Genomic DNA, 21,270 nt, shown 5'->3' on the forward strand with positions numbered 1-21,270 from the left:
CACCCCCCTCTATCCAATGCCAAGATACTTGCGTTTTAGCTCTTCATCATCAATCAAATCCTGCATATTGCCCGAATTTACTGTTCTACCATCATCGATTAATGTATAGGTATCACCAATTCGACTAGCCATTATAAAGTTTTGCTCCACTAGCACAATGGACGTTTTCTTTTTCATTTCCACAATTGCTTCCATCACTTTTTCCACAACTATCGGAGCAAGTCCCTTGGAAGGCTCATCTATCAATATTAATTGGCTATCATGGATAAAGGCTCTAGCCATGGACAGCATTTGCTTTTGACCACCGGATAAATGCCCACCAGCCTTTTTCCAAAACTTCTTTAAGTCAGGAAACAGCTCTAGCACATATTGCTGTCGCTCTAATGTGGCTGTATCCTCCTTGCGCATCGCTACCTTCATGTTTTCCTCTACCGTTAAATCTGCAAAAATCCCTTGATTTTCAGGTACATAGCCGATTCCTAATTTCGCCACCTTATAGGTAGGACTTTTTTTAATCGATTGGGAGCGAAAGGCAATGTCACCCTTTGTTGCAGGCGTTAAACCCATTATTGTTTTCAGGGTGGTCGTTTTCCCTGCGCCATTGCGTCCGAGCAGTACAGTAACCTGCCCCTCCTTCGCTTCAAAATTAACGCCCTGCAAAATATGATATTGACCAATGTGCGTGTGAACCTCATTTAATGTCAGTAAGGTGGTCATCATACAGCCCTCCTAAATATGCATGTTGCACAGTATCATTATTCATAATTTCTTCTGGTGAGCCATCTGCCAATAGCTGACCATTGAACAACACCATAATAGAATCCGATAAATCCAAAATCATATCCATTTTGTGTTCAATGAGCAAAATGGTTTTATCCCCCTGCTGTTTTATGCTTCGAATAATTTCTAAAATCGTAGGTACTTCCTCTAATGACATCCCTGCAGTTGGTTCATCGAGCAGTAGAATTTCTGTATCTAACGCGAGTAGCATGGCAATCTCAAGCTTTCTTTTCTCTCCATGGGATAGCATTGTTGTCAGGGCATCTCGTTTATTGTCGAGTAACACAAGTGCCAATAACTCCTCCGCTTTGTCCGTCATCGCCTGATAGCTTTTGTAATGGCGGAATAGCTGATAACGAATTCTCTCCTTGGATTGAACGGCTAAACGAACATTTTCGAGAACCGTTAAGTTTGGAAAAACATTGGTAATCTGAAAAGATCGTCCCAATCCCATTCGAGTTCTTTCAATGGCCGACTTTTGTGCAAGTGATTGCCCTTTAAAATAAACATCACCCGCAGTTGGCTTTAGCTCACCACTAATCAAATTAAAGAAGGTTGTTTTCCCAGCACCATTCGGCCCAATAATGGACTTTAAATGCTTCTCAGGCATTTGAAAATTAACGCCATCTACAGCCGTATGTCCCCCAAAACGAATTGTTAAATTATCTGTATATAATATAGGCTCCATTCTCTACTCCCTTCCTTCTCACATTTATGTAGAGAGACAGCTATGCTGCCTCTCAATTCTTTAATTCATAACGGGAGGTGCTGTCTCTTCAGGACTAAGCTCCCGAATAAGTACTGGTACTGGATAATCCACACCATCTTGTTGCTCTAAGCGAATCGAATACATCGATTGGAGAGCCTGGTGATCCTCTTCACGGAATGTCATCGTCCCTTTTGGTGTTTCAAAGGACATACCTTCCATAACGTCAATTAACTTGTTGGCGTCTGCATCCCCATCCGATTGTTTCAATGCCTCCACAATAGCAATCGCCGCAGACATGCCGCCAGGCGTAAATAAGTCGGGCACTTCATTGAAACGTTTTTGATGTTCATCTACTAGCCATTTATTGACATCATTTTGAGGAAGTGTATGATAATACACCGAGAAGCCTTCCATCCCAACCAATGGGTTCATAAATTGAAGCGCAATAATATCCGGCGCACCCGTCGAAATTTTAATGCCCTTTTCTTGAATTTTAAGATCTGCAATTTGATTCCATGGTGAATTTGCCCCCGCCCAAACTACAAACAAATAGTCTGGCTTCGTATCAATCACTTTTTGCAAATTGGACGTAAAATCTGTTGCAGCAGGATCTGCATATTCCTCTAGTACAATTTCAGCCCCTAATTTCTCCGCTGCTGTTTTAAAGGCATTCACACCATCCCAGCCAAACGAATAATCTGGCGCAAATGTAGCAATCTTCACACCTTTGCCTGCAATAGCCGCTGCCGCTGCATAGGCATCCTGTGATGAATTACGACCTGTTCGGAAAATATACTCATTGAACTCTGAACCTGTAATACTGTCAGCCACTGCAGGCTCTACCACCATAATTTTTTCATACTCCTCGGCAAGCGGTAGAACAGCGAGCGTATCACCCGAGCTTGAAGAGCCGACTAAAAAATCAACCTGATCATCTTCTAAAAGCTTTGTCGCTTTTTGTACAGCCACCTCGGGCTTTGTTTCGGTATCCTCATATACAATTTCTATTTTCTTACCATTGACCTCCATCGTGCCGCCTGTTGCATACTCAATTCCTAAATCAAATCCTCGCTGCGTCTGCTTCCCATATGACTCAAGCGCCCCAGTTAACGATGCAAGCACACCAATCTTAATTGTGCCGCCTTCCGCAGTAACCGCCTTCGTCTCCCCATCAGAAGAATCCGCTTCCGTTGCGCCGTCTTCCGTATCCCCATTACAAGCCACCAACACCACAGCCAACATCACTAAAAGAAACCAATACCACTGCTTCCTCATCCCATATCCCCCTTCAAAATAAGCTCCCTAGAAAGCGCTTTCTTGCTATGCCAACACTATATAAAAATTCAGTTACAAATTAGTTACAAGCTAGATGGCTCAAATATGAGCCACCTAGCTCTGTCCCGAAAATGTAGCGAAGCGTAACGACAGGAACAAAAGATTTTAAGATTAGGCCATTTCGTGCAGAGCATTTTTCTGTCCCGAAAATGAAACGAAGCAGAATAGCAACTAAAACAACATTTCTTAAAACAAAAAGCAAGAATGTTTAGAAATCAACATTCTTGCTTTTTAGAGTCCACATCTATTTTTTCTTATAATTCATTTCTCATTCCCTACTGCATTTGATTGCATTGATACATCGGATTCTTATTGCTCTTTTCCTTCTGCATAGCTTTATACCCCTAAATAAAGATGACTTTTAATCGTACCCTTCATGATGACCATTCCTGTTTCAACATACTATACAATAATGAATCTCGCCAAACGCCATCTTGCATTAACATGTTTTCACGTAATATTCCTTCCTTTGACATTCCTATTTTCTCTAATACTTTGGATGATCCAATATTTCGAGGGTCGCAGGTTGCATAAATACGATGGAGCTTTAATGTTTCAAAGCCGAAAGTGATCAATAATTTAGCACTCAGCGTCGCTACTCCCTTACCCCAATAATCAGGGTTTACAATATAGCCAATTTCCCCGACTTCATTTGTAAAATCCTTAATCATTATTTCTACCGCACCTATTAATGTTTCTTGATGAATAATAGCAAAAACATATCGTTCTCTTGGTGTTTGTGTCGCTTCAGCGAGGGCATCCTGAATGAATTCTTTTGTATCCTCTTCTGAATTCGGACCCCATGTTTGATACCTACAAACAATCTCTTGGGAGGCATATTTATGCACATCAACCCAGTCTTGCTGCCTGAATTCTCTTAAAAATAATTTATCATTTGCAAGTATCACTTTAATCCATCGCTCCCTCTACACGATTCAACCATTCATTCATCAGCTCGGTAAACAATTCAGGTTGCTCGATCTGCAAATTGTGACCTGCTCTATCTAAAATGGCAAAGCTTGCTCTGGGAAACTTCCCTAGAAGTGAAAACGCGTCCTTGTAGCCAACCACAGAATCTTGTTTACCAAGCAAAAAGAGACTTGGCTTATCAAAGGACTTTTCGTCAACGGCAAAGGAAAATCCGTAGCTTTGTTGAATTTTTTCTAAAAATGCCTGATCCGCTAGATTACACCCTGCCAACACCTCTGTTGAATAACGCTCCCAATTATAGGCATCTAAGACAACTTGATTAGCCATAAAATCATCTTGCTCCTGCTGACTTAATGTTGATAAAAAAGCCGTATCTGCTTGTACAATACAATGCGGTGGTACTGTACGTTGTTCTTTTTCAGGAATGATGAGAGGACAAATAAAGGCAGTACCTAAAAGTTGATCCACTGATTTCCTCATAATACCGCGCGCTAAATAGCCGCCATAAGATTCACCAACTAACAAGTATGACTCTTGCGGAATAATTGTGTGTATCAATTCGATAGTCGCTTCTAGCATTTCATCCGAGTTCTGAATCGATGAATAGTCTGTTGTCTTCCCCATTCCGGGAAGATCCACATAAATACGTTTCCATCCTTCACGTTCTTTAAATACAGGCTCCATACAGCCCTTCATCAAACGATGATCAGGAGAAAAACCATGAAGCATGATGATAGGTACCCCTGTTCCAATCATTTCATAGTAAATATTCGCTTTATTTGTCTGACAAAATGGCATTGTTGTTCCTCCAAATAGGTTACATTTTTTTATCGTTTATATATGTGGGAGCTGGTTAACACGGTTTATGAGCATGTCTACCCTCACTTAGCGCGCTTTGACTACTCTTAGGAGTGCCTCTCCCCTCAATTAGGAGCACTTTCATATTACTTAGGAGCAGTTCGAATCACTTCGCTTAGCCTAAACAACACTGGCTAACCCATTATTAAGTCATAGACTGACATGGTGGATTCCATCGGGGTTGTGTTAAGCTCTTGTTGTAATTGCTGGACACATTTTTCATACCATTTTAAGGCCAGGGAGCGGTTTTGGAGTTGATAGTGGCTGTACATGAGCAGGCGATACGCTTCCTCCCAGAGTGCATCCTCGCGTAGCATCTTCTCTGCGAAAAAAATGGCTTTTTTATATTGCTGTTGCCTTGTTGCATTTTGTGCCAATCGTTCCAAAACTTCTATATATAAAAATTGTAGCTTTTCACGGTCCTGTGTAAGCCAGTCGATTTGCTTTTTTTCTGCATAGAGCACGTCCGTATAGCTCGCTTCTGCTAATAAGAGCCACTCATTGGACAGCTGTGGATCAAATTCGTCCATTCCTAAGCTGTAATAATAGTGAAAGCGTTCGATATCCATTTGGAGAAAAGCAATATTTTGTAACTGATACATATTATTTTTCCGTTGAATGAAAAAGCTCTCTTGTCTCGCATGTCGTTGTGGCTCCAACACTTTGAGCAACGTATTTAACACCACCTTAAAATCACGATCCAAGGACTCGACACTACGATCGGGCCATAATGCCTGTGCTATTTCTTCCTTTGGTGTAAAGCGATGGCGATGGCAGTAAAGATACACGAATAATTCCTTGGATTTATCACGTTGCCATTCTTTGTCTTCCAGCTTTCGTTGTGTACGAATTAAATTTAAACTTCCAAAAAGATTCATTTGTATTTCATCATGCGGATAACTAATGCTATCCTCGACCTGAAAATGATTTTGCAATGCTAATATAGCTGGATGCACCATCTGGCATTTTTGACTAAATTGCAATAGCTCGTAAAAAACCATTCGATTGCTCGGACCAAGTATCGTTGGCCTCTGTAAGAAGTATTCATAGCCATTTGAGACACATAGTTGTGCAAACTGTTGAAAATACTGTTGAAACGGCTTCTTCTTACACTCTTTCAGGGCAATCATTGATTGATAAAATAAGACATGCATCAAGCCATTGCGATCACCGCACTCCTGAAATAGTTGCTGTGTCTTCTTTAATAATTGCTTCGCTCGCCCTATTTCTTGCTCAGAAAGTATTATTTTTACTTCTGCTAAAAGAATAAGCGCTGTCATCCAAGCATCTTGAACTTGCTCAGTTTCCTGTAAGCCCAGTGCTAAGTATTTCTTAGCCGCTACCATATCTCCTAACGAATGTTTGACAATGGCTAACCCCATATATGGCTCCGCCTTCACACGAGAAATATTAATAGCATTCATGAGGGTCAATGCTTTTTCATAGGCTTGACATGCCCCCTGATGATCTGGGAAATCCACTAACAGCAGGGCATGAGCCTTTCTGATATAGCCAACCGCCTCTATGAAAATAGACTTCTCTTTTATTCCTCTTCGAATGCCATGTTGGGCAGCATACCAGGCTTCTTTGCCCTGACCTAACAATGCATAAACGAAAGCTGCCAGCAATTCACTTTCTCGATGAGTTGCAACAAGCTGAGGCGGTAATTCAAGTCGCTGCGCTAATAACTCTTGGGCTTCCTGTAGTTGTCCTGTTCGAAGTAAAACACGCACATCGACATTCGCTCGTTGTATGACATTCTCTGGCAATGCAACGTCCTCCATAAAGAGCTGTGCACCCTTGGCCTTCCCTAGATTCACTAAATTTTCAGCATATTGCCGTTGTAGTTCTAGTAATTCCTCTTTGTGCAATGGTGTATGTTTCGCTAGCTCTAATGCTCTCTCAAGATATGGCTCCGCTAAAGCAGGTTGAATGGTGTCTAAGTAAATATGGGCTATCCCAGCTTGAGACTTTGTCATAAATAGGTGATCACGCTGCTGCCGAGCGATGATTGCACATTTTTCATAGGATTGTTTTGCTTTCTCATAATAAGCTCGGTAGCGATGACATTCGCCCTCAAAATAGTATAATTTATAAAATTTATCTTTTTCCTGTGCACTAAACCGATTGATTTTTTCGAGCAACCATTCAAATTGACCAGCATGTACGATTGATGCTGCATGAAGCTGTAGTAGCTCTCCACAAAAGTGATGATCATTTGTTTTAAAGGCATGATACAGGACAGCTTGAATATTTTGAAGTTCTCCATAATACAATGCTGCTTGTTTATGAAGATCCGCATGTAGACTTGGAAACTGTCGCCATTTCATTCCTAAAAATCGGCTAAACAAAGCATGAAAACGATAGTAGCCATCTGTTGTCACAGGTTGAATAAATAAATGACGCTGAGTTAATGCATTCAGCATTTGCGCGATCTCAGCGCCATAAAACGCTTCCAATAGCTCCACAGAAAAGGTAGGAAAAATCGCTAATTTTAAGATAGTCTCTTGCTCAGTAGCAGTCATCCTACTATAAACTTCCTCTGATAAATATGTGAATAGCTCATTTGTGGGAATCCTCAGCCAATGATCTAACGAAGCATGATGCCATTGCTCTGCCAATAAAGAGACACTAATGGCCCAGCCTTCAGTGATCTCTAATACCTTTTTAATTTCAGCCTCGGATAAATGTACATCTACGTATTCTTCAAAAAACACCGCAATTTCCTCAGCCGAAAATGCTAGTTCGTCCTCTTTCATAACCAGCCATCTTTTTTGCAGCCTTAGTTTCCTCATAATATCCCAATTGGGTAGTGTTCTTGAAGCAATAATAAAATGAATGCTAGGTGGAGCAAATTCAATAATTTTTTCCATGAAATAATTAATAGGAAAAACATGGTCTACTAGGTGAAAGTCATCTATCACGATAAGAAGAGACTCGTCTATATCACAGAGGCAATTGATAAATAGCTTATACCAACGATTGAGCTCATCCATTTTAGGAAAGCGTGATAATTGATCCCACCCATCAAATGTATGACCAAATTTCGGTATGACACGCTGTATACTGAAAATGAGATGTCTCAAAAAGGGTAATAAATTATCATCTTCATCAGAAATACCATACCAAGAAAATGTACTTGATTCGGTTGCAAGAAATTGAGTTAGAATGGTTGTTTTACCATACCCAGCACCGCTATGCAAAAAAGTACAAGTATGGTGACGACTTTTCTTTAGCGTTCGCATTAGTGTTGCTCTATTAATACAATGCGTGGATGGATTGGGCGCCATACATTTTGATTGAATAATAATATCTGCTGTCATCTAAACATAACCTCCATATTTTGTAAGGTTACAAAAATTTCTACAAAAATTCAGATTATTAAATTATTGACAGTTTACCATATTTTTTATGTATTTTTATAGATTTTATCCCCATTTTTTGTTTGAGGGATGGAAGTAGAATTTAGTTGGTATTTTCTCCCTAATTTTAGTATCCTGTTATATTACTAAAATTTAGAAGGAAAGTGGCTAAATGAACCGCCTTTAAATATAGAGATTATACGAGTTCCGATTATAATAGACATTAAATTAAACTGCTTTACCGAGCGAATGAATTTGAGTGAAGTATGGATATGTGGTTATTGCAATTCCAAAAGACTTAGTACCATTTATGAAAGAAAATTTAACAGTGGCAACTAGAAAGGCTATTCTTGCTATAAAGGAAGCATTATTTTTAGCAAAAAGTTAGACTCAAAAAAATTCCCGATTATCAACTCAATGATAATCGGGACCATTAGCTACAATTATAGTAATTCTTTACGTAATTCAGCAGCTGATTTTGGCGAAAGCAGGCTGTATGGGATATCAAATACTGTTTTCGCCCCTTTATCACCCGCTTGACTTAAACGGTGTGCTGCACGTGCATAAGCCACTAATACGCTAGATGTAAAGTTTGGATTACTGTCCAGTTTTAATGAGAATTCGAGAATTTGTTTATCGTTTGCACCACTGTCACCACTGCGAATGACAAAACCACCATGTGGCATACCAGTATGATTTGCTTTAAATTCATCTTCAGAAATGAAGTTCACTGTTGTGTCATATTCATCGAAATAGTTAGGCATTGTGACAATTTCTTGTTCAACCTTTGTTGCATCTGCACCTTCTTCTAATACAACCCAACATTCACGTGCATGTTTTTCACGTGTTGTTAGTTCAGGGTTTTCACCGTTACGAACTCGTTCTACCGCTTCTTTAATCGGTAATGTGTATTGAACAGCATTTTTTACGCCTTCAATACGACGAACAGCATCTGAATGTCCCTGACTTAGGCCATCGCCCCAGAATGTATATGTTGTACCAACTGGTAATACCGATTCTCCAAGTAGACGATTTAAAGAGAATAGACCTGGATCCCAACCAACTGAGATAACAGATACTTTACCAGATTTTTGTGCCGCTGCATCTACAGCATCGAAAAATTCAGGAATTTTCGCATGTGTATCGAAGCTATCAATTGTATTAAACCATTGTGCAAAATGTGGACCTTGCTCTGGTAAATCTGTTGCAGAACCACCACATAAAATCATAACATCAATGTCGTTTTGGAATTTTTTAGCGTCATCTACTAAATATACGCTTGCATTGCTTGCTACGTTTACTGTTGAAGGATCACGTCGTGTGAACACTGCTACTAATTCCATATCTGGATTTTGTGAAATGGCATACTCCACACCACGTCCTAAATTTCCATATCCTACAATACCTACTCGAATTGCACTCATTAAAAATTCCTCCTAACGATTTCGCGACTTTGTGAAAACTTTCACGTTAAATCTAATTACAATAATACTTCGTGTTAGAAAAATTCACAATAGTTTGAGTATGAGTTTTTTAAAAAGAATTTATATCAGTTTTCTATGGTTTTTATCCCATAATGGTATGAATACGGTTACAAATCACTAAATTTTCCATGAACCTTAAAGTTATTGTAAAAGGCTTGTAAATAACGGCTATTTTCCCACTTAGTCTTGTACAATAACTGTAACGACAAAAGGGGGCATGTTGAATGAAAAGTACTGGTTACTCATCAAGCACAGCATTGGCACAAGGAGAACTACTTGCATTCCATATGACACAAAACTCAATGAACAAGCATAGTGAATCGATACAAAGTGGCAGTAAGCAACAAGGAGATTTTCCAACAAATAATCATTTATGTATCGGTGTTTTACCTTTTGACGTTTTAGAAAACATCCCTGACCTCTCCATCCAAAAAAACAAGGTAAATGAAGTGGACTTTTACCATAGTGGTAAGGATATCGCTCGCTGGTTAATTAAAAAAAGTGAATACAACAAAAATGGATTTGACTTCATTTAAAGAAGTCAAATCCTTTTTAATTTATAACTTATAAAATTGAATTAATTCCCTCAGCTGATCTGCACTAATAGACAACCTTTATGGAATGGTTGTTTTCATAGTACTTCCTGTGCCAGTTGTGCGAGACGATTTTTATCAATAATTTGGTAGCCTGTCTTACGCTTTTCCAATATCCTTTCATCACAAAACTGTGCCAAGACATATAGTAAATGGCGATAAGAGACCCCTAAATATTCGCAGATTTCCGTATGTTTTTCCTTGTAGACACCTTGGTCGGCTGATAATTGGATAAAGGCTGCTAAGCGATTTTCCAGCGGATAGGCCTGATTTTGTGTATATTTAGATGTCATTTTTGTCGCTTTTTCCCCTAAAAATACACAAAGTCTACGTAAAAACAAAGCATCCGCAAGTAACTTCTCCTTACATGACTGTGTAATCGAATAGCAAATTGTTTTGGTGACGGTTTGTATCCCCTTTGTATACCTAGCCTCATTTAACAATTCAATTTCCCCCATAAAAAGAGGAGCCTCTAGGTATTCAATAAGTGAAACCTTCCCATTTTTATGTGTCATATAGAGCTTCGCCTTTCCTTCTATCATGTAATACACGGTGTCTGGAAAGGAGCCTTCCTGGAAGATCCACTCCCCCTTGTCAAACTGGCGGACTTCTAAATAGGGATTGATATCAAATGAGAAAAAATCATCGATCGGATATTTTTCAAGATAATGGGTACGGGCTTCAGCTGTTAAAATATGCATTTTTTACTCTCTCCTATAAAAAATATGAGATATCTCACATTATTGTAGCGATGAACATGCTATTATTCAACATAGTTAATGGAGGTACGGAAATTATATGAACAATCAACGATGGCTTTCTCAGAATTTCTTTACATTTTTTATCACTTGGGGCATTTTCTTACCCTACTGGACAGGTTGGCTGGTGGATGCGAAACATCTAACCGTCTCGCAGGCAAGTGTAGTGATGGGCTGTGGGCTCCTAGCTCGTGCCACATCCAATCTCTTCTTCTTCCCAACACTTGCAAAATACGTACACAATAAACGACTCATTACAATTTTAGCAATAGGCTCGTTGCTAACTGCCTTGCTCTATATTCCAAGCACAGGCTTTACAGCATTATTAATCGTGACCATTTTATTTAGTGTTTTTTACCCAGCGCTATTACCTGCTGTGGAAAGCAGTGCCGCTACGCTTGTGCAGTATGGCAATATTCATTATGGTAAAAGCCGTTCCTATGGTTCATTTGGCTTTGTCATCGCTGTTTTAATTATTAGTATGCTGACAGGCATTTTTGGAAAGAACATCATCTTCTGGAGCATGATTATAGGGTTGGTGGGCATGTTACTTATGCAACAATTAGCAACACCAAAGGAATTACTCGTAGTACCAACAAAAGAACAGCGTGCAAAATCATTGTCGATGAAAACACTATGGACTATCAAAGGCTTCCCGATTGTTTTATTCATCGTGATCTTGCTACAGGGTGCACATGCCTCCTATTATAGCTACGGTTATATTTATTTAGAAGATTTACAGGTTGATCCATTCTATATGGGTATGATTATTAATATCGCTGTTATTTGCGAAATTCTTTACTTTATGAAGGCTGATACGTTATTGACGAAATGGCGCTCATCATCCTTATTACTCTTAGCAGCGAGCGGCTCTTCCCTACGTTGGTTACTTATCTTTTTGTTCCCAAATGTCTGGGTATTTATCGCTTCGCAAACCTTGCACGCATTATCCTTTGCATTAGCACATTTTGCCTTTATTCGCTACTTAACAAAAGCGCTACCAAAGGAACAAATCCCCAATGCACAAGGTTTATACTCTGCATTAGCTATGGGCTTAAGTACCGCCATCCTTACATTTTTAGGTGGCTATTTATACGAAATATCACCAGGTCTGTCCTTCGCAGCCATGCTCATTTGTACAATACCAGCCATCGCTATTTTGCTAATGACACGCAAAAAATATCAATATTAAACAAAAAGCAGGTGGAGAACTTCTCACCTGCTTTCTTTATTTCGGATAATAGGAAAAACCAGGATATTTTACAACTGGCCATTTTTCTTTTCTGAGCGCCTCAAGCAGCTCAGGACCGACCTGTAAATTACTTTGCACCAATTCTGTCGGCGTTAACGCCATCCATTGATTTAAGGATACATCCTGGAATCGATCACTTTTAAACATTTCTAAAAACCATAATGGCTCTGTTCCGGTGTTTTCAATATAATGCCCCGTCGCAAATGGGACATAGCCAACATCTCCCGCCCGATAATCAAATGTTCGAGCCGTTCCATTTCCTGTGAAAACTGTCATACGTCCTTTTCCTTGCAGATAATATTGCCATTCATCGTTGTTAGGATGCCAATGCAACTCCCGCATCGCCCCTGGCTCAATTTCCACCAGTGCAGCCGCGATATTTTTAGAGATTGGGAAATTAGTCGAATCGACAATGCGCACACTGCCTCCAGGTGTTTTTAATGGTGGCTGTGCCAACAGACGATGTTTAAAGGTTTGTGGAACCTCCCCATAAGGAGATTGCACTTTTTGAGAATCAATTGGCCCCGGAACCTGATCCTGATAAATATATACTTGTTCATTCGGGATGTGATCGAAAGCATTGATAGGAACCCCAAAATTCGCTGATAACACTTCTTTTGGCGTATGAGCAAACCAATCCGAAATTGACAGTGTATTCAGATCAGAGAAATGCCCATCATCAAATACTAATAAAAATTCACAGCCGTCCTCAAGTCCTTGAATGGAATGAGGAATGCCAGGTGGAAAATACCATAAATCACCAGGTCCCACATCCGCTATAAAGTTACAACCATTCTGATCAACAGCCGTAATGCGAGCATGACCAAGCAGCATATAAGACCACTCTGCCTGTTGATGCCAGTGCAGCTCACGTACGCCCCCTGGTGTCAAACTCATATTCACACCCGCCAAAGTCGTAGCAATCGGTAATTCACGAACCGTAATTTCCCGTGACCACCCACCTTGATTTAAGGTCATATGCGTGTCTGAAAACGAGAATCGTAAATTTGGAATCAAGCCCGCATCAGTCGTTGGTGGCACTAGCATATCAGGATTTTCGAGATCCCTCATAATATCCCGTGGCCCCTTATCCACCCCTCCAGCCCCATCACCTCGAATAGGCTGAGGCACCTGAAAATAACCCGGTGGCAAATTTTCCAATCATTCACCTCTTTATGTTTGTAATCAAAATAAAATACTTCTATTCTTCTAAAATGTATGGATAGACGGCTTGGATTATTCACTTTCTTTTCTGTCAGTGGGTTGGCTGACTAAGCATAGATACTTTATTGAGAGAGGAGCTTGCTACATTGATCACTTTTCGCTAATTTTGGAGCGGGTTCTTCAGTTGTTTGATCACTTCTCAACCTATTTAGAGCAACCTCCTACCGTTTCCCTAACTTCAGGGCAAGTCCTTACTTACTCTTTCGTCCAATAGCCTCCACCGCACATTCATGTAGGATTTGTAAGCCTTCCTGTAATTCTTCATAGGTTGCATAGGCGTAGGATAGACGAATATGATGAAGATCTTGTGGATCGTAGATATAGCCGGGATTGATTAATACTTGCTGCTGCAACAGCTTCATAAAGAAGTCTTTATCTACAAGCGGCTCATGAAACTTGAGCCAAATATAAAAGCCTCCTCTTGGTTTGCTCCAATTCGCCACATCTGTAAACTTCTCCTTTAAAAGCTGTTCTGTAAAATCGGCTCGCTCCTGTAATTGTTGACGTAATCCTGCGAGATGCTTTTCATATTTTCCTGATTGCAGCCAATGTAGGACAATTTCTTGAGAAATGGCACTTGAGCCATAGTCTGTTTGCATTTTTATATCGGCTAACCGCTCAATGACAGTGGTTGGACCAATGAGCCAGCCAATGCGTAGCCCAGGGCTTAAGGTTTTAGAGACGCTACCAATATAAAGAACTTGTCCGCTATTGTCCATGGCCTTTAGCGGTGGTGATGCCTCTTCAAAAAGCAATTCATGATAAACATCATCTTCTACAATCGGAATGCGTGATGCCTGACAGGCTTCATATAGCTGCTCTTTTTCTCGTGTTGTCCACACATGACCTGTTGGATTATGTAAAGTAGGTATGGCATAAAACACGGCTTGTTTCTTTCGTTTCCTTTGCGCCAATGTTTGAGCAAGCTGTTCATCACGATCAATGCTAATCATTTGCATGCCAACCGACTGAAAAGGGTGAACAGAATTTAAATAGGAGGTGGGCTCCTGAAACACAATAGACCCTTGCTCTAATAAGCCAACAGCAATCAATTGAAGTGCCTGAAGAGCACCTGAAACAATACAGACGTTTTGAGGCTCAGCGGGAATGCCTCTTTTTTGAACATATTTACAAATAGCTTTACGAAGCTGCTCATTGCCTTGTGGCGAAGAGTAGCCTAATGCTTTGGGTTGAAAGGATAGCTCTCGCAGTGAAGCTTCTATTTCCTCGGTAGGCAACAAGCTGGGTGCTAGCTCTCCTGTTCCTAAACGAATTACATCCTCACGCTGTTCGTATTCATTAATTAATTGGATGGTGTGGTAGTTTGGCTTGTGGATGCTTGTTTCGATATAAGTTTGCCAGTTCGGCTGTGTTTGTTGGATTAGTGCATGCCAGGAATTGTGCGTAACATAAACACCAGAGCCTACCTTTGCTTCAAGAATGCCCATTGCTTTTAATTCCTCCAAAGCCTGCTGAACTGTGCTACGATTCACATCGAACTGCATGGCCAGCTGTCTTTGGGTAGGTAGTTTTGTCCCTGCTGCCCAGTCTCCTCGCTCCACATTGGCTGTTATCCACTGTACAATCTGCTGCTGTAATGTATTATCACTTCTTCTATTCGGCTGCCAGCTCATGTTCCTTCTCCTTCCATGCAATAAAATTGGGTGGATAAAAAACCATCCAATTGGTCGTTTTCTTTTAGTTATACCATATCTAAAATAAGTAAAGAAAGGAGGAATGGTCATTGGAAGCTTTTCTTCATGGGATCATTTTAGCATTTGGACTCATTTTGCCATTAGGCGTACAAAATGTTTTTGTTTTTTCACAAGGTGCTACACAACCAAGTTTATTACGTGCTTTGCCAGCAGGTGTGACAGCTGCGATCTGTGATACACTGCTTATTCTACTTGCGGTATTCGGTCTGTCATTAATAGTTCTACAGTTTGAGTGGTTGCGTATCACTTTAATGACTATTGGTATCATTTTTTTACTTTACATGGGCTATAGCATTTGGCGTTCAAATCCAGCAAACACTGAAAATAGCGAAGCATTGCCTATAAAAAAACAAATTCTCTTCGCACTCTCTGTATCACTTCTAAATCCACATGCTATTTTAGATACAATCGGTGTTATTGGTACAAGCGCATTAAAATATAGTGGAACCGAGCAAATAATGTTCACTGTTGCTTGTGTGTTCATTTCCTGGCTATGGTTTTTCGGTCTCACATTGACTGGCGCCTCGTTCAAAAAACTAGACGGCTCTGGAAAATTGATGCGACTATTTAATAAATGCTCCGCCGTCTTTATTTGGGCAACAGCATGTTATCTCGCAAGTGGCTTATTTTAACGTACATAGAAAAAGCTCAGGAGGTAACCCTGAGCTTTTCTTTTATAGAGTAACAAATAAAGTGAGCTTTTCATTAAACAATGACGTCTCAATGGATTTTGCATGAGGCCATTGCTCACCATAATGAATAGCTTTAACTAATACATTTTCTTGTAATAAAGCTTCGTGCTGCTGAATCATGAAAAGTACCCCTGCACTACCATTAAAGGCAATCGATACATATTGCGCCACTGGTAGCTGCCATTTTTTTCGTGCATCTTGTATAGTACGAATCAATTCTCGTATTTGCCCTTCTTGTAGTAAGCTCTCTGTAAGTTGAACATTCATCAAGACACGGCAAGTGCCATCCTCCGCTAAAATATAATGGTCCTTGACGATTGATTCAGCTATTACATGTTCTCTTAATAATGTTAGCTGTTGACCGTCCATCATGAGATCCATAGTTTCATGATGTTGTAGCCTTTGTTTCTCTTCCTCTGTTAATGCCAACACATACTCTTTTACTTGATGAACCTTTGGACCAAATGCCGCTCCCGCTGTTTTAAAATTCAATTTATAATGCACGCTTTCATAGGCTGAAAAATCATGTGTCCATCTACAAGCTTTGATGTTTAACTCATCCTGAATGAGTTCGCTATAGGCTTGGTAATCCGACAGTTCACCTTTTAGGGCAACAATGAGTTCACTTAAAGGCTGCTTGACCTTTATTCCCTGACTATTGCGAATGCTACGTCCAAGTTCCACAACTGTTAAGACCGTTGCCATTTCTTGTTCAAGCTTCACATCCACTAGCTGATCGTCGAATATTGGATATTCCTCAAGATGAACACTTTTTCCACATAGTTGACGGTAGATATCCTCTGCTATAAATGGTGTAAACGGTGCTATTAATTGACAAATGGATGTCAGTGCCTCGTAAAGTGTGCTAAATGCACCTCGTTTATCTGCTGTCATTCCATTTGCCCAAAATCTAGCACGTGAACGACGTATATACCAATTGCTTAATTCCTCCACCAATTGACCAATTTCTCTTGTAGCCTGTGTAAATTGATAATCATCCATAGAGGTTATGACAAGCTGGATAGTGTGATGTAAGCGGGACAATATCCAATGATCTAGCTGTGAACGTGTACCTGTATTTGTAGCATCATACGTAAAGTTATCGATCTGGGCATACATGTCATAAAATTTAAACGTATTGTCGAGTGTATCCACCAGCTTAGATTTCGCATCTAAGACAATTTTCTTCGAAAAACGCTTTGGATTCCATGGTGAGCTATCAACTAAAAATGCCCAACGTAGAGCATCTGCTCCATACTCCTGGATTAACTCAACAGGCTCTAATGCATTGCCTTTACTTTTGGACATCTTCTGTCCATGCTCATCGAGTACATGCCCTAACGATAGCACATTTTTATAAGGTGGTTTTCCTGTAAACAAGGTCGATACTGCTAATAAGCTATAGAAAAATCCTCGCGTTTGGTCGATGCCCTCAATGATCACATCTGCTGGAAACTGATGATGAAAGTTCGCTACGTCTTCAAAAGGATAATGCTGTTGGGCAAATGGCATCGAGCCACTGTCAAACCAAACATCGATAACTTCAGGTGTACGTTTCATGTCGCCCTGGCAGACAGGACAGGTACAGACAATGGCATCTATAAATGGCTTATGGAGCTCTAATTGTTCTTTGACAGCTCCTTTGGCTAATTGTTGTAGCGCTGCAACACTGTTAGGTGCCTCCTCATGATTGCAATCCTGACAAATCCACACATTGAGTGGTGTTCCCCAATAACGATTACGACTAATATTCCAATCCACTAAGTTTTCTAGGAAGTTGCCAAATCGTCCATCCTTAATATGGCTAGGGTACCATGTCACCTGCTGATTATTTTGTAAAAGCTGCTCTTTTAATGCCGACATTTTGATAAACCAGCTATCTGTTGCATAGTACAATAATGGTGAGTCACAGCGCCAGCAATGCGGATAGCTATGCTCATATTTTTCTTTAGCAAATAAAAGCTCTTTTGCTGCAAGCATTTTAATGATATCGACATCACAATCTTTCACAAATCGTCCAACAAGCTCAGGTACCGCTTCTGTATAACAGCCTTTAAGATCAACTACATTGACAAAGGACAAGCCATGTTGCTGCACCGTTTTATAATCGTCCTCTCCATAAGCAGGTGCTATGTGTACAATTCCTGTTCCACTATGCTCTGTCACATAATCTGCCATGACAACTGCATGCCCTTTATCTACCTTTACATAAGAAAATGGTGGTTGATAGGAAACACCCGCAAACTCATGCCCATCATGCTCACTTACTATTTCTACAGGCTCTGTAAAAACCTTTGATAACAACGATTTGGCTAGTATATAGATGTTGTTTGCATGCCTTACACGGACATATCGAAGAGCAGGATTCATAGCCAAGGCTACATTGGCTGGTAATGTCCAAGGCGTCGTTGTCCAGCCTAAGATATATTCGTCTCGATCCTCTAGCTTAAACATTGCAGTAACGGATAAATCCTTAACATCCTTATAGCCCTGTGCCACTTCATGAGAGCTTAAGGAAGTTTGACAGCTAGGGCAATAAGGTGAAACGCGATGTCCTTTGTATAACAGTTTTTCCTTGTGAACATGGCTTAAAATATGCCACACAGATTCAATATAGTCATTACTTAATGTTAAGTAAGGATCATCCATGTCAAGCCAGTAGCCAAGCTGCTCTGTAAAAGTACGCCATTTTTGCTCATAGGTAAAAACGCTCTTCTTACATGCTTGAATAAATTGCTCCACCCCATAGTTCTCAATCTCCTGCTTTCCTGAGATTCCTAATGCCTTTTCTACCCCTAATTCCACAGGCAACCCATGTGTATCCCAACCTGCTTTGCGTTCAACTAAATAGCCTTGCATTGTTTTATAACGTGCCACCACATCTTTTATGGTTCTACCAAATGCATGGCCGACATGTGGTAAACCATTCGCTGTTGGGGGTCCCTCATAAAATACAAAGGGCTGCTGTTCAGCACGATTAATTACGGATTTTGCAAAGGTCCCTTCTTGCGCCCATAATGTACGAATCCTTATTTCTCGTTCAACCGTTGTTTCTTTCTTTTGTTCTTTCTGCATATTAGTTCCTCCTATACAAGTAAATTTGTATAAAAGGCATACAAAAAACCCCGTCCCAAGGAAAAGGGACGGGGTTAACCGCGAATACCACCCTAATTCTATTGACACGATGGCCAATAGCACTCAGCAACGTACAATCATACGTGTTCTTTTTAACGGTAGACACCCGGATTAGCTTACTCCATTCAGCTAATCTTCTCAGAGAGGATTTTCATATAACACCTGCACACCGACTTCCACCAAATGTCGGCTCTCTGTAGAACAAAGTGAAACACTACTCTTTCTCATCAACGAATTTGTATGCTTTTATTGTCCTTCATCTTAGCAAATTACCAATTGTCTGTCAACGGTGGACAATCTTAAAGAATTTCGTTGAGACAAGTGGCAATACTTTGATGGAGATCAGCATATTGTGGCTGCTGAATGATTTGAATCAAAAATGTTTTACTATTGAATAGCTTCTTGTTAGTGAGATTCCTTTACTATTACTATTTTCATCTCTACGATATCCTTATAATCAATGAATGGCTGAGCATCATCGTTCCCAATCGACTGTCTATACTGAACTTCTACTCGATCACCAACTGATAGTGTTTTCGGGACATCCACTAGAGGGAACCATGTACCATTACTGTGTTTTTGCACTAATTCATCGACAGATTTTTGACCAACCTCGCTAGCCAAGACGCCTGAGACAACTAAAAATTCATGTTCCTTAATCGCTAAGACGGTTCCACTTCTGATGAGCTTCATTTGGCTGTCCTTTTCAGGGATTTTATATTTTTTTCGTAAGGCGGCAATGTCTTTATGATAATGTTGTTCTAAATAATTCATGGCTTCTTGCTCGACAAGCCATGTACGAATGGGATTACTTACATCCTTATAATCGGCTTGACTTGCCTCCCATAATAAGTCAAATGTAGCCATTTTATAGGCAATTGGCTTGCCATAGTTCTCGATAAACCCTTCGTTTGTGACTTGCAACATTTGCAGAAGCTTATCATAAGTTGGCCGAGTATCATCCTCATAGCTCCACTCTTGCATGAACTGTTCGAGTGCCTTATCTACTTGCTCTTGTGTAGGTACTAGTTTTTTCGATTGCGCATAAGCAAAGGTCGATTCAAAATATAAAAAATTATCAAAGCTTGCCTTATATAAACGATTCTTTCCGTTCATAAAAGAATCAAGTTGTAAATATAGCTCTAAAATCCGCTCATCTAATACGGGTGGAATAGTAGAAGCTTGCTGTTGTTGTTCATTATATTGCTGATATATAAACAGCCCTATGCAGACACTTAAAATCATAGCCAAAACACCATATGGCCAACGTTTTGCAGATTTTTTTTCTTGGCGTTGCTGTAAATGCTGAACCACATTTGCCATCACACGCTTTTTACTTTCTGATAAATCCCTTACTACACGAGCATCCATTTTACTCATGCAGGAGCACCTCCCATTCAACATGCTGTAATTGTAGCTTCAATAACTCTCGCCCACGACGTAGCCTTGTTTTGACGGTGCTTTCAGGAATCGTTAACAGCTCTGCAATGTCTACCACAGACATTTCTTCAAAATAAAAATGTATAATGACCTCTCGCTGTTTGAAAGGGAGAGCTAGAATCGCATTTTCAATCAAAGTACGTTCATCTTGCTGTACAAGCATATCTCTTCTCATAACGGTTTGCTGCGGAAAAATCTTCTGTTGCACTTGAATTTTCCGATAGGTCCAGCTACGTAAATAATCTTTACTTCGATTACTAACTAATTTTGATAAATACGCCTTTAGCTCCCCACGTTCCTCATAGCTTTGCTGATTATCATAGAACTTAATAAAGACATCCTGTACGATATCTTCAGCACTTTGTAAATCTCTAACATAGTAAAAGGCAAGACGAATAAGCCTCTCTGTATGCTGTTCCATTATTCTTTCCAGTTCATGAATTAGCAACATTCTTCCTCCTCTCTACCCTGTAAACGGTGCTCACGGCTTCGAGGTTTGCCTTTTTTGTCATTTACTCCAAATCATTGTCAGCAAATGGTGTAATCACCTGTTTTTCCGTTGAAGATAATACGATATTAGTAGAAGGTGTGCCATAGGGCATAGCCGCATCAATAAATTGTTCCAATGTTTCTACTGAATAGGTCGCTAATTTAACAATATAGCTAATTTCCCCAGCCACTCGATAACATGCCAAAACATCAGGATGAGCATTACAAAATGAAGAAAGACTTTTACAATCAATGGACTTAAATAAAATAATGGCTTCAATCGTACGCTCCATCTTTTTCAGATTTACCTTTGCATGATAGCCTTCAATTACACCCTGTTCCTCTAGCTTTTTGACTCTTTCAATAACGGCAGGAGAGGATAAATGAACGGTAGTGGCTAATTCCTTCATCGAGATTTTGGCATTTTGCTGTAACTGCTGTAAAATTTGTGTATCAATATGATCCATGGTCCATCACCTTTCTAAATAAATTATTTATGACATAATACCTTTTC

Annotated in this window: 17 protein-coding genes and 1 other annotated feature; of the genes, 3 read left to right on the forward strand and 14 right to left on the reverse strand. The window is 40.0% G+C overall.

What is annotated here, in order from left to right; all coding sequences use genetic code 11:
• Positions 1-9: 9 nt before the first annotated feature.
• From L6W14_RS11575 to L6W14_RS11605, 7 genes are all read right to left on the reverse strand, one after another.
• Positions 10-717 (reverse strand): ABC transporter ATP-binding protein, encoded by a 708-nt coding sequence (locus L6W14_RS11575; RefSeq protein WP_237900977.1) that lies wholly within the window; start codon positions 715-717, stop codon positions 10-12.
• On the reverse strand, positions 692-1,468 hold the full coding sequence (locus tag L6W14_RS11580; protein WP_131520136.1) for an ABC transporter ATP-binding protein: 777 nt from the start codon (positions 1,466-1,468) through the stop codon (positions 692-694). Before L6W14_RS11580 ends, L6W14_RS11575 begins: the two co-directional genes overlap by 26 nt.
• A gap of 60 nt (positions 1,469-1,528) precedes the next feature.
• Positions 1,529-2,764 carry a substrate-binding domain-containing protein gene (locus L6W14_RS11585; protein ID WP_237898017.1) on the reverse strand — a complete coding sequence of 412 codons (1,236 nt, stop codon included), beginning with the start codon at positions 2,762-2,764 and terminating at the stop codon, positions 1,529-1,531.
• A gap of 434 nt (positions 2,765-3,198) precedes the next feature.
• The gene (locus tag L6W14_RS11590; protein WP_237898018.1) at positions 3,199-3,732 is read right to left on the reverse strand and encodes a GNAT family N-acetyltransferase; all 534 of its coding nucleotides are present in this window, start codon (positions 3,730-3,732) and stop codon (positions 3,199-3,201) included.
• A gap of 1 nt (position 3,733) precedes the next feature.
• Positions 3,734-4,552 (reverse strand): alpha/beta fold hydrolase, encoded by an 819-nt coding sequence (locus tag L6W14_RS11595; RefSeq protein ID WP_237898019.1) that lies wholly within the window; start codon positions 4,550-4,552, stop codon positions 3,734-3,736.
• A 194-nt stretch (positions 4,553-4,746) separates the two neighbouring features.
• A complete protein-coding gene (locus tag L6W14_RS11600) occupies positions 4,747-7,935 on the reverse strand; it encodes a winged helix-turn-helix domain-containing protein (protein ID WP_237898020.1) in 3,189 nt (1,062 codons plus the stop codon).
• Between the two features lie 482 nt (positions 7,936-8,417).
• Positions 8,418-9,398, reverse strand: coding sequence for a diaminopimelate dehydrogenase (locus L6W14_RS11605; RefSeq protein WP_237898021.1), 981 nt, complete (start codon positions 9,396-9,398; stop codon positions 8,418-8,420).
• Positions 9,399-9,682: 284 nt separating this feature from the next.
• On the opposite strand from L6W14_RS11605, the gene L6W14_RS11610 reads away from it, so the two are divergent.
• Positions 9,683-9,994, forward strand: coding sequence for a hypothetical protein (locus L6W14_RS11610; protein WP_048393103.1), 312 nt, complete (start codon positions 9,683-9,685; stop codon positions 9,992-9,994).
• Positions 9,995-10,089: 95 nt separating this feature from the next.
• Here L6W14_RS11610 and yeiL read toward each other — a convergent pair whose 3' ends face one another.
• Positions 10,090-10,752 (reverse strand): transcriptional regulator YeiL, encoded by a 663-nt coding sequence (yeiL, locus tag L6W14_RS11615; protein ID WP_054550251.1) that lies wholly within the window; start codon positions 10,750-10,752, stop codon positions 10,090-10,092.
• A gap of 97 nt (positions 10,753-10,849) precedes the next feature.
• Here yeiL and L6W14_RS11620 point away from each other — a divergent pair, with 97 nt between their 5' ends.
• Complete coding sequence (locus L6W14_RS11620) at positions 10,850-12,001, forward strand: MFS transporter (protein WP_103118215.1); 1,152 nt, start codon at positions 10,850-10,852, stop codon at positions 11,999-12,001.
• Between the two features lie 36 nt (positions 12,002-12,037).
• Here L6W14_RS11620 and L6W14_RS11625 read toward each other — a convergent pair whose 3' ends face one another.
• Together L6W14_RS11625 and L6W14_RS11630 are read right to left on the reverse strand one after the other, a co-directional pair.
• On the reverse strand, positions 12,038-13,222 hold the full coding sequence (locus tag L6W14_RS11625) for an oxalate decarboxylase family bicupin (protein ID WP_256451363.1): 1,185 nt from the start codon (positions 13,220-13,222) through the stop codon (positions 12,038-12,040).
• Between the two features lie 254 nt (positions 13,223-13,476).
• Positions 13,477-14,919, reverse strand: coding sequence for an aminotransferase-like domain-containing protein (locus L6W14_RS11630; protein ID WP_237898022.1), 1,443 nt, complete (start codon positions 14,917-14,919; stop codon positions 13,477-13,479).
• Between the two features lie 110 nt (positions 14,920-15,029).
• Between L6W14_RS11630 and L6W14_RS11635 the strand changes: the two genes are divergently transcribed.
• Positions 15,030-15,632, forward strand: a complete 603-nt coding sequence (locus L6W14_RS11635; protein WP_054550253.1) for a LysE/ArgO family amino acid transporter — start codon at positions 15,030-15,032, stop codon at positions 15,630-15,632.
• A 42-nt stretch (positions 15,633-15,674) separates the two neighbouring features.
• Here L6W14_RS11635 and ileS read toward each other — a convergent pair whose 3' ends face one another.
• From ileS to L6W14_RS11655, 4 genes are all read right to left on the reverse strand, one after another.
• Positions 15,675-18,767, reverse strand: a complete 3,093-nt coding sequence (gene ileS / locus L6W14_RS11640; protein WP_237898023.1) for an isoleucine--tRNA ligase — start codon at positions 18,765-18,767, stop codon at positions 15,675-15,677.
• Positions 18,768-18,828: 61 nt separating this feature from the next.
• Positions 18,829-19,067: a binding site (T-box leader), on the reverse strand.
• A 165-nt stretch (positions 19,068-19,232) separates the two neighbouring features.
• Positions 19,233-20,207, reverse strand: coding sequence for a DUF3221 domain-containing protein (locus L6W14_RS11645; protein ID WP_131520124.1), 975 nt, complete (start codon positions 20,205-20,207; stop codon positions 19,233-19,235).
• Entirely contained in the window at positions 20,200-20,715 is a 516-nt protein-coding gene (locus L6W14_RS11650; protein WP_371824168.1) for a sigma-70 family RNA polymerase sigma factor, read from the reverse strand. Before L6W14_RS11650 ends, L6W14_RS11645 begins: the two co-directional genes overlap by 8 nt.
• A 64-nt stretch (positions 20,716-20,779) precedes the next feature.
• Positions 20,780-21,223, reverse strand: coding sequence for an Lrp/AsnC family transcriptional regulator (locus L6W14_RS11655; protein WP_004227844.1), 444 nt, complete (start codon positions 21,221-21,223; stop codon positions 20,780-20,782).
• Positions 21,224-21,270: the final 47 nt, after the last annotated feature.

The sequence above is a fragment of the Lysinibacillus sp. ACHW1.5 genome, assembly GCF_022014815.1.
Lineage (GTDB): Bacteria > Bacillota > Bacilli > Bacillales_A > Planococcaceae > Lysinibacillus > Lysinibacillus capsici.

Bases quoted from the DNA above. Each gene is read 5' to 3' on its own strand.
- L6W14_RS11575 (WP_237900977.1), bottom strand. From the start codon at position 717: ATGACCACCTTACTGACATTAAATGAGGTTCACACGCACATTGGTCAA.
- L6W14_RS11580 (WP_131520136.1), bottom strand. From the start codon at position 1,468: ATGGAGCCTATATTATATACAGATAATTTAACAATTCGTTTTGGGGGA.
- L6W14_RS11585 (WP_237898017.1), bottom strand. From the start codon at position 2,764: ATGAGGAAGCAGTGGTATTGGTTTCTTTTAGTGATGTTGGCTGTGGTG.
- L6W14_RS11595 (WP_237898019.1), bottom strand. From the start codon at position 4,552: ATGCCATTTTGTCAGACAAATAAAGCGAATATTTACTATGAAATGATT.
- L6W14_RS11600 (WP_237898020.1), bottom strand. From the start codon at position 7,935: ATGACAGCAGATATTATTATTCAATCAAAATGTATGGCGCCCAATCCA.
- L6W14_RS11605 (WP_237898021.1), bottom strand. From the start codon at position 9,398: ATGAGTGCAATTCGAGTAGGTATTGTAGGATATGGAAATTTAGGACGT.
- L6W14_RS11610 (WP_048393103.1), top strand. From the start codon at position 9,683: ATGAAAAGTACTGGTTACTCATCAAGCACAGCATTGGCACAAGGAGAA.
- yeiL (WP_054550251.1), bottom strand. From the start codon at position 10,752: ATGCATATTTTAACAGCTGAAGCCCGTACCCATTATCTTGAAAAATAT.
- L6W14_RS11620 (WP_103118215.1), top strand. From the start codon at position 10,850: ATGAACAATCAACGATGGCTTTCTCAGAATTTCTTTACATTTTTTATC.
- L6W14_RS11630 (WP_237898022.1), bottom strand. From the start codon at position 14,919: ATGAGCTGGCAGCCGAATAGAAGAAGTGATAATACATTACAGCAGCAG.
- ileS (WP_237898023.1), bottom strand. From the start codon at position 18,767: ATGCAGAAAGAACAAAAGAAAGAAACAACGGTTGAACGAGAAATAAGG.
- L6W14_RS11645 (WP_131520124.1), bottom strand. From the start codon at position 20,207: ATGAGTAAAATGGATGCTCGTGTAGTAAGGGATTTATCAGAAAGTAAA.
- L6W14_RS11655 (WP_004227844.1), bottom strand. From the start codon at position 21,223: ATGGATCATATTGATACACAAATTTTACAGCAGTTACAGCAAAATGCC.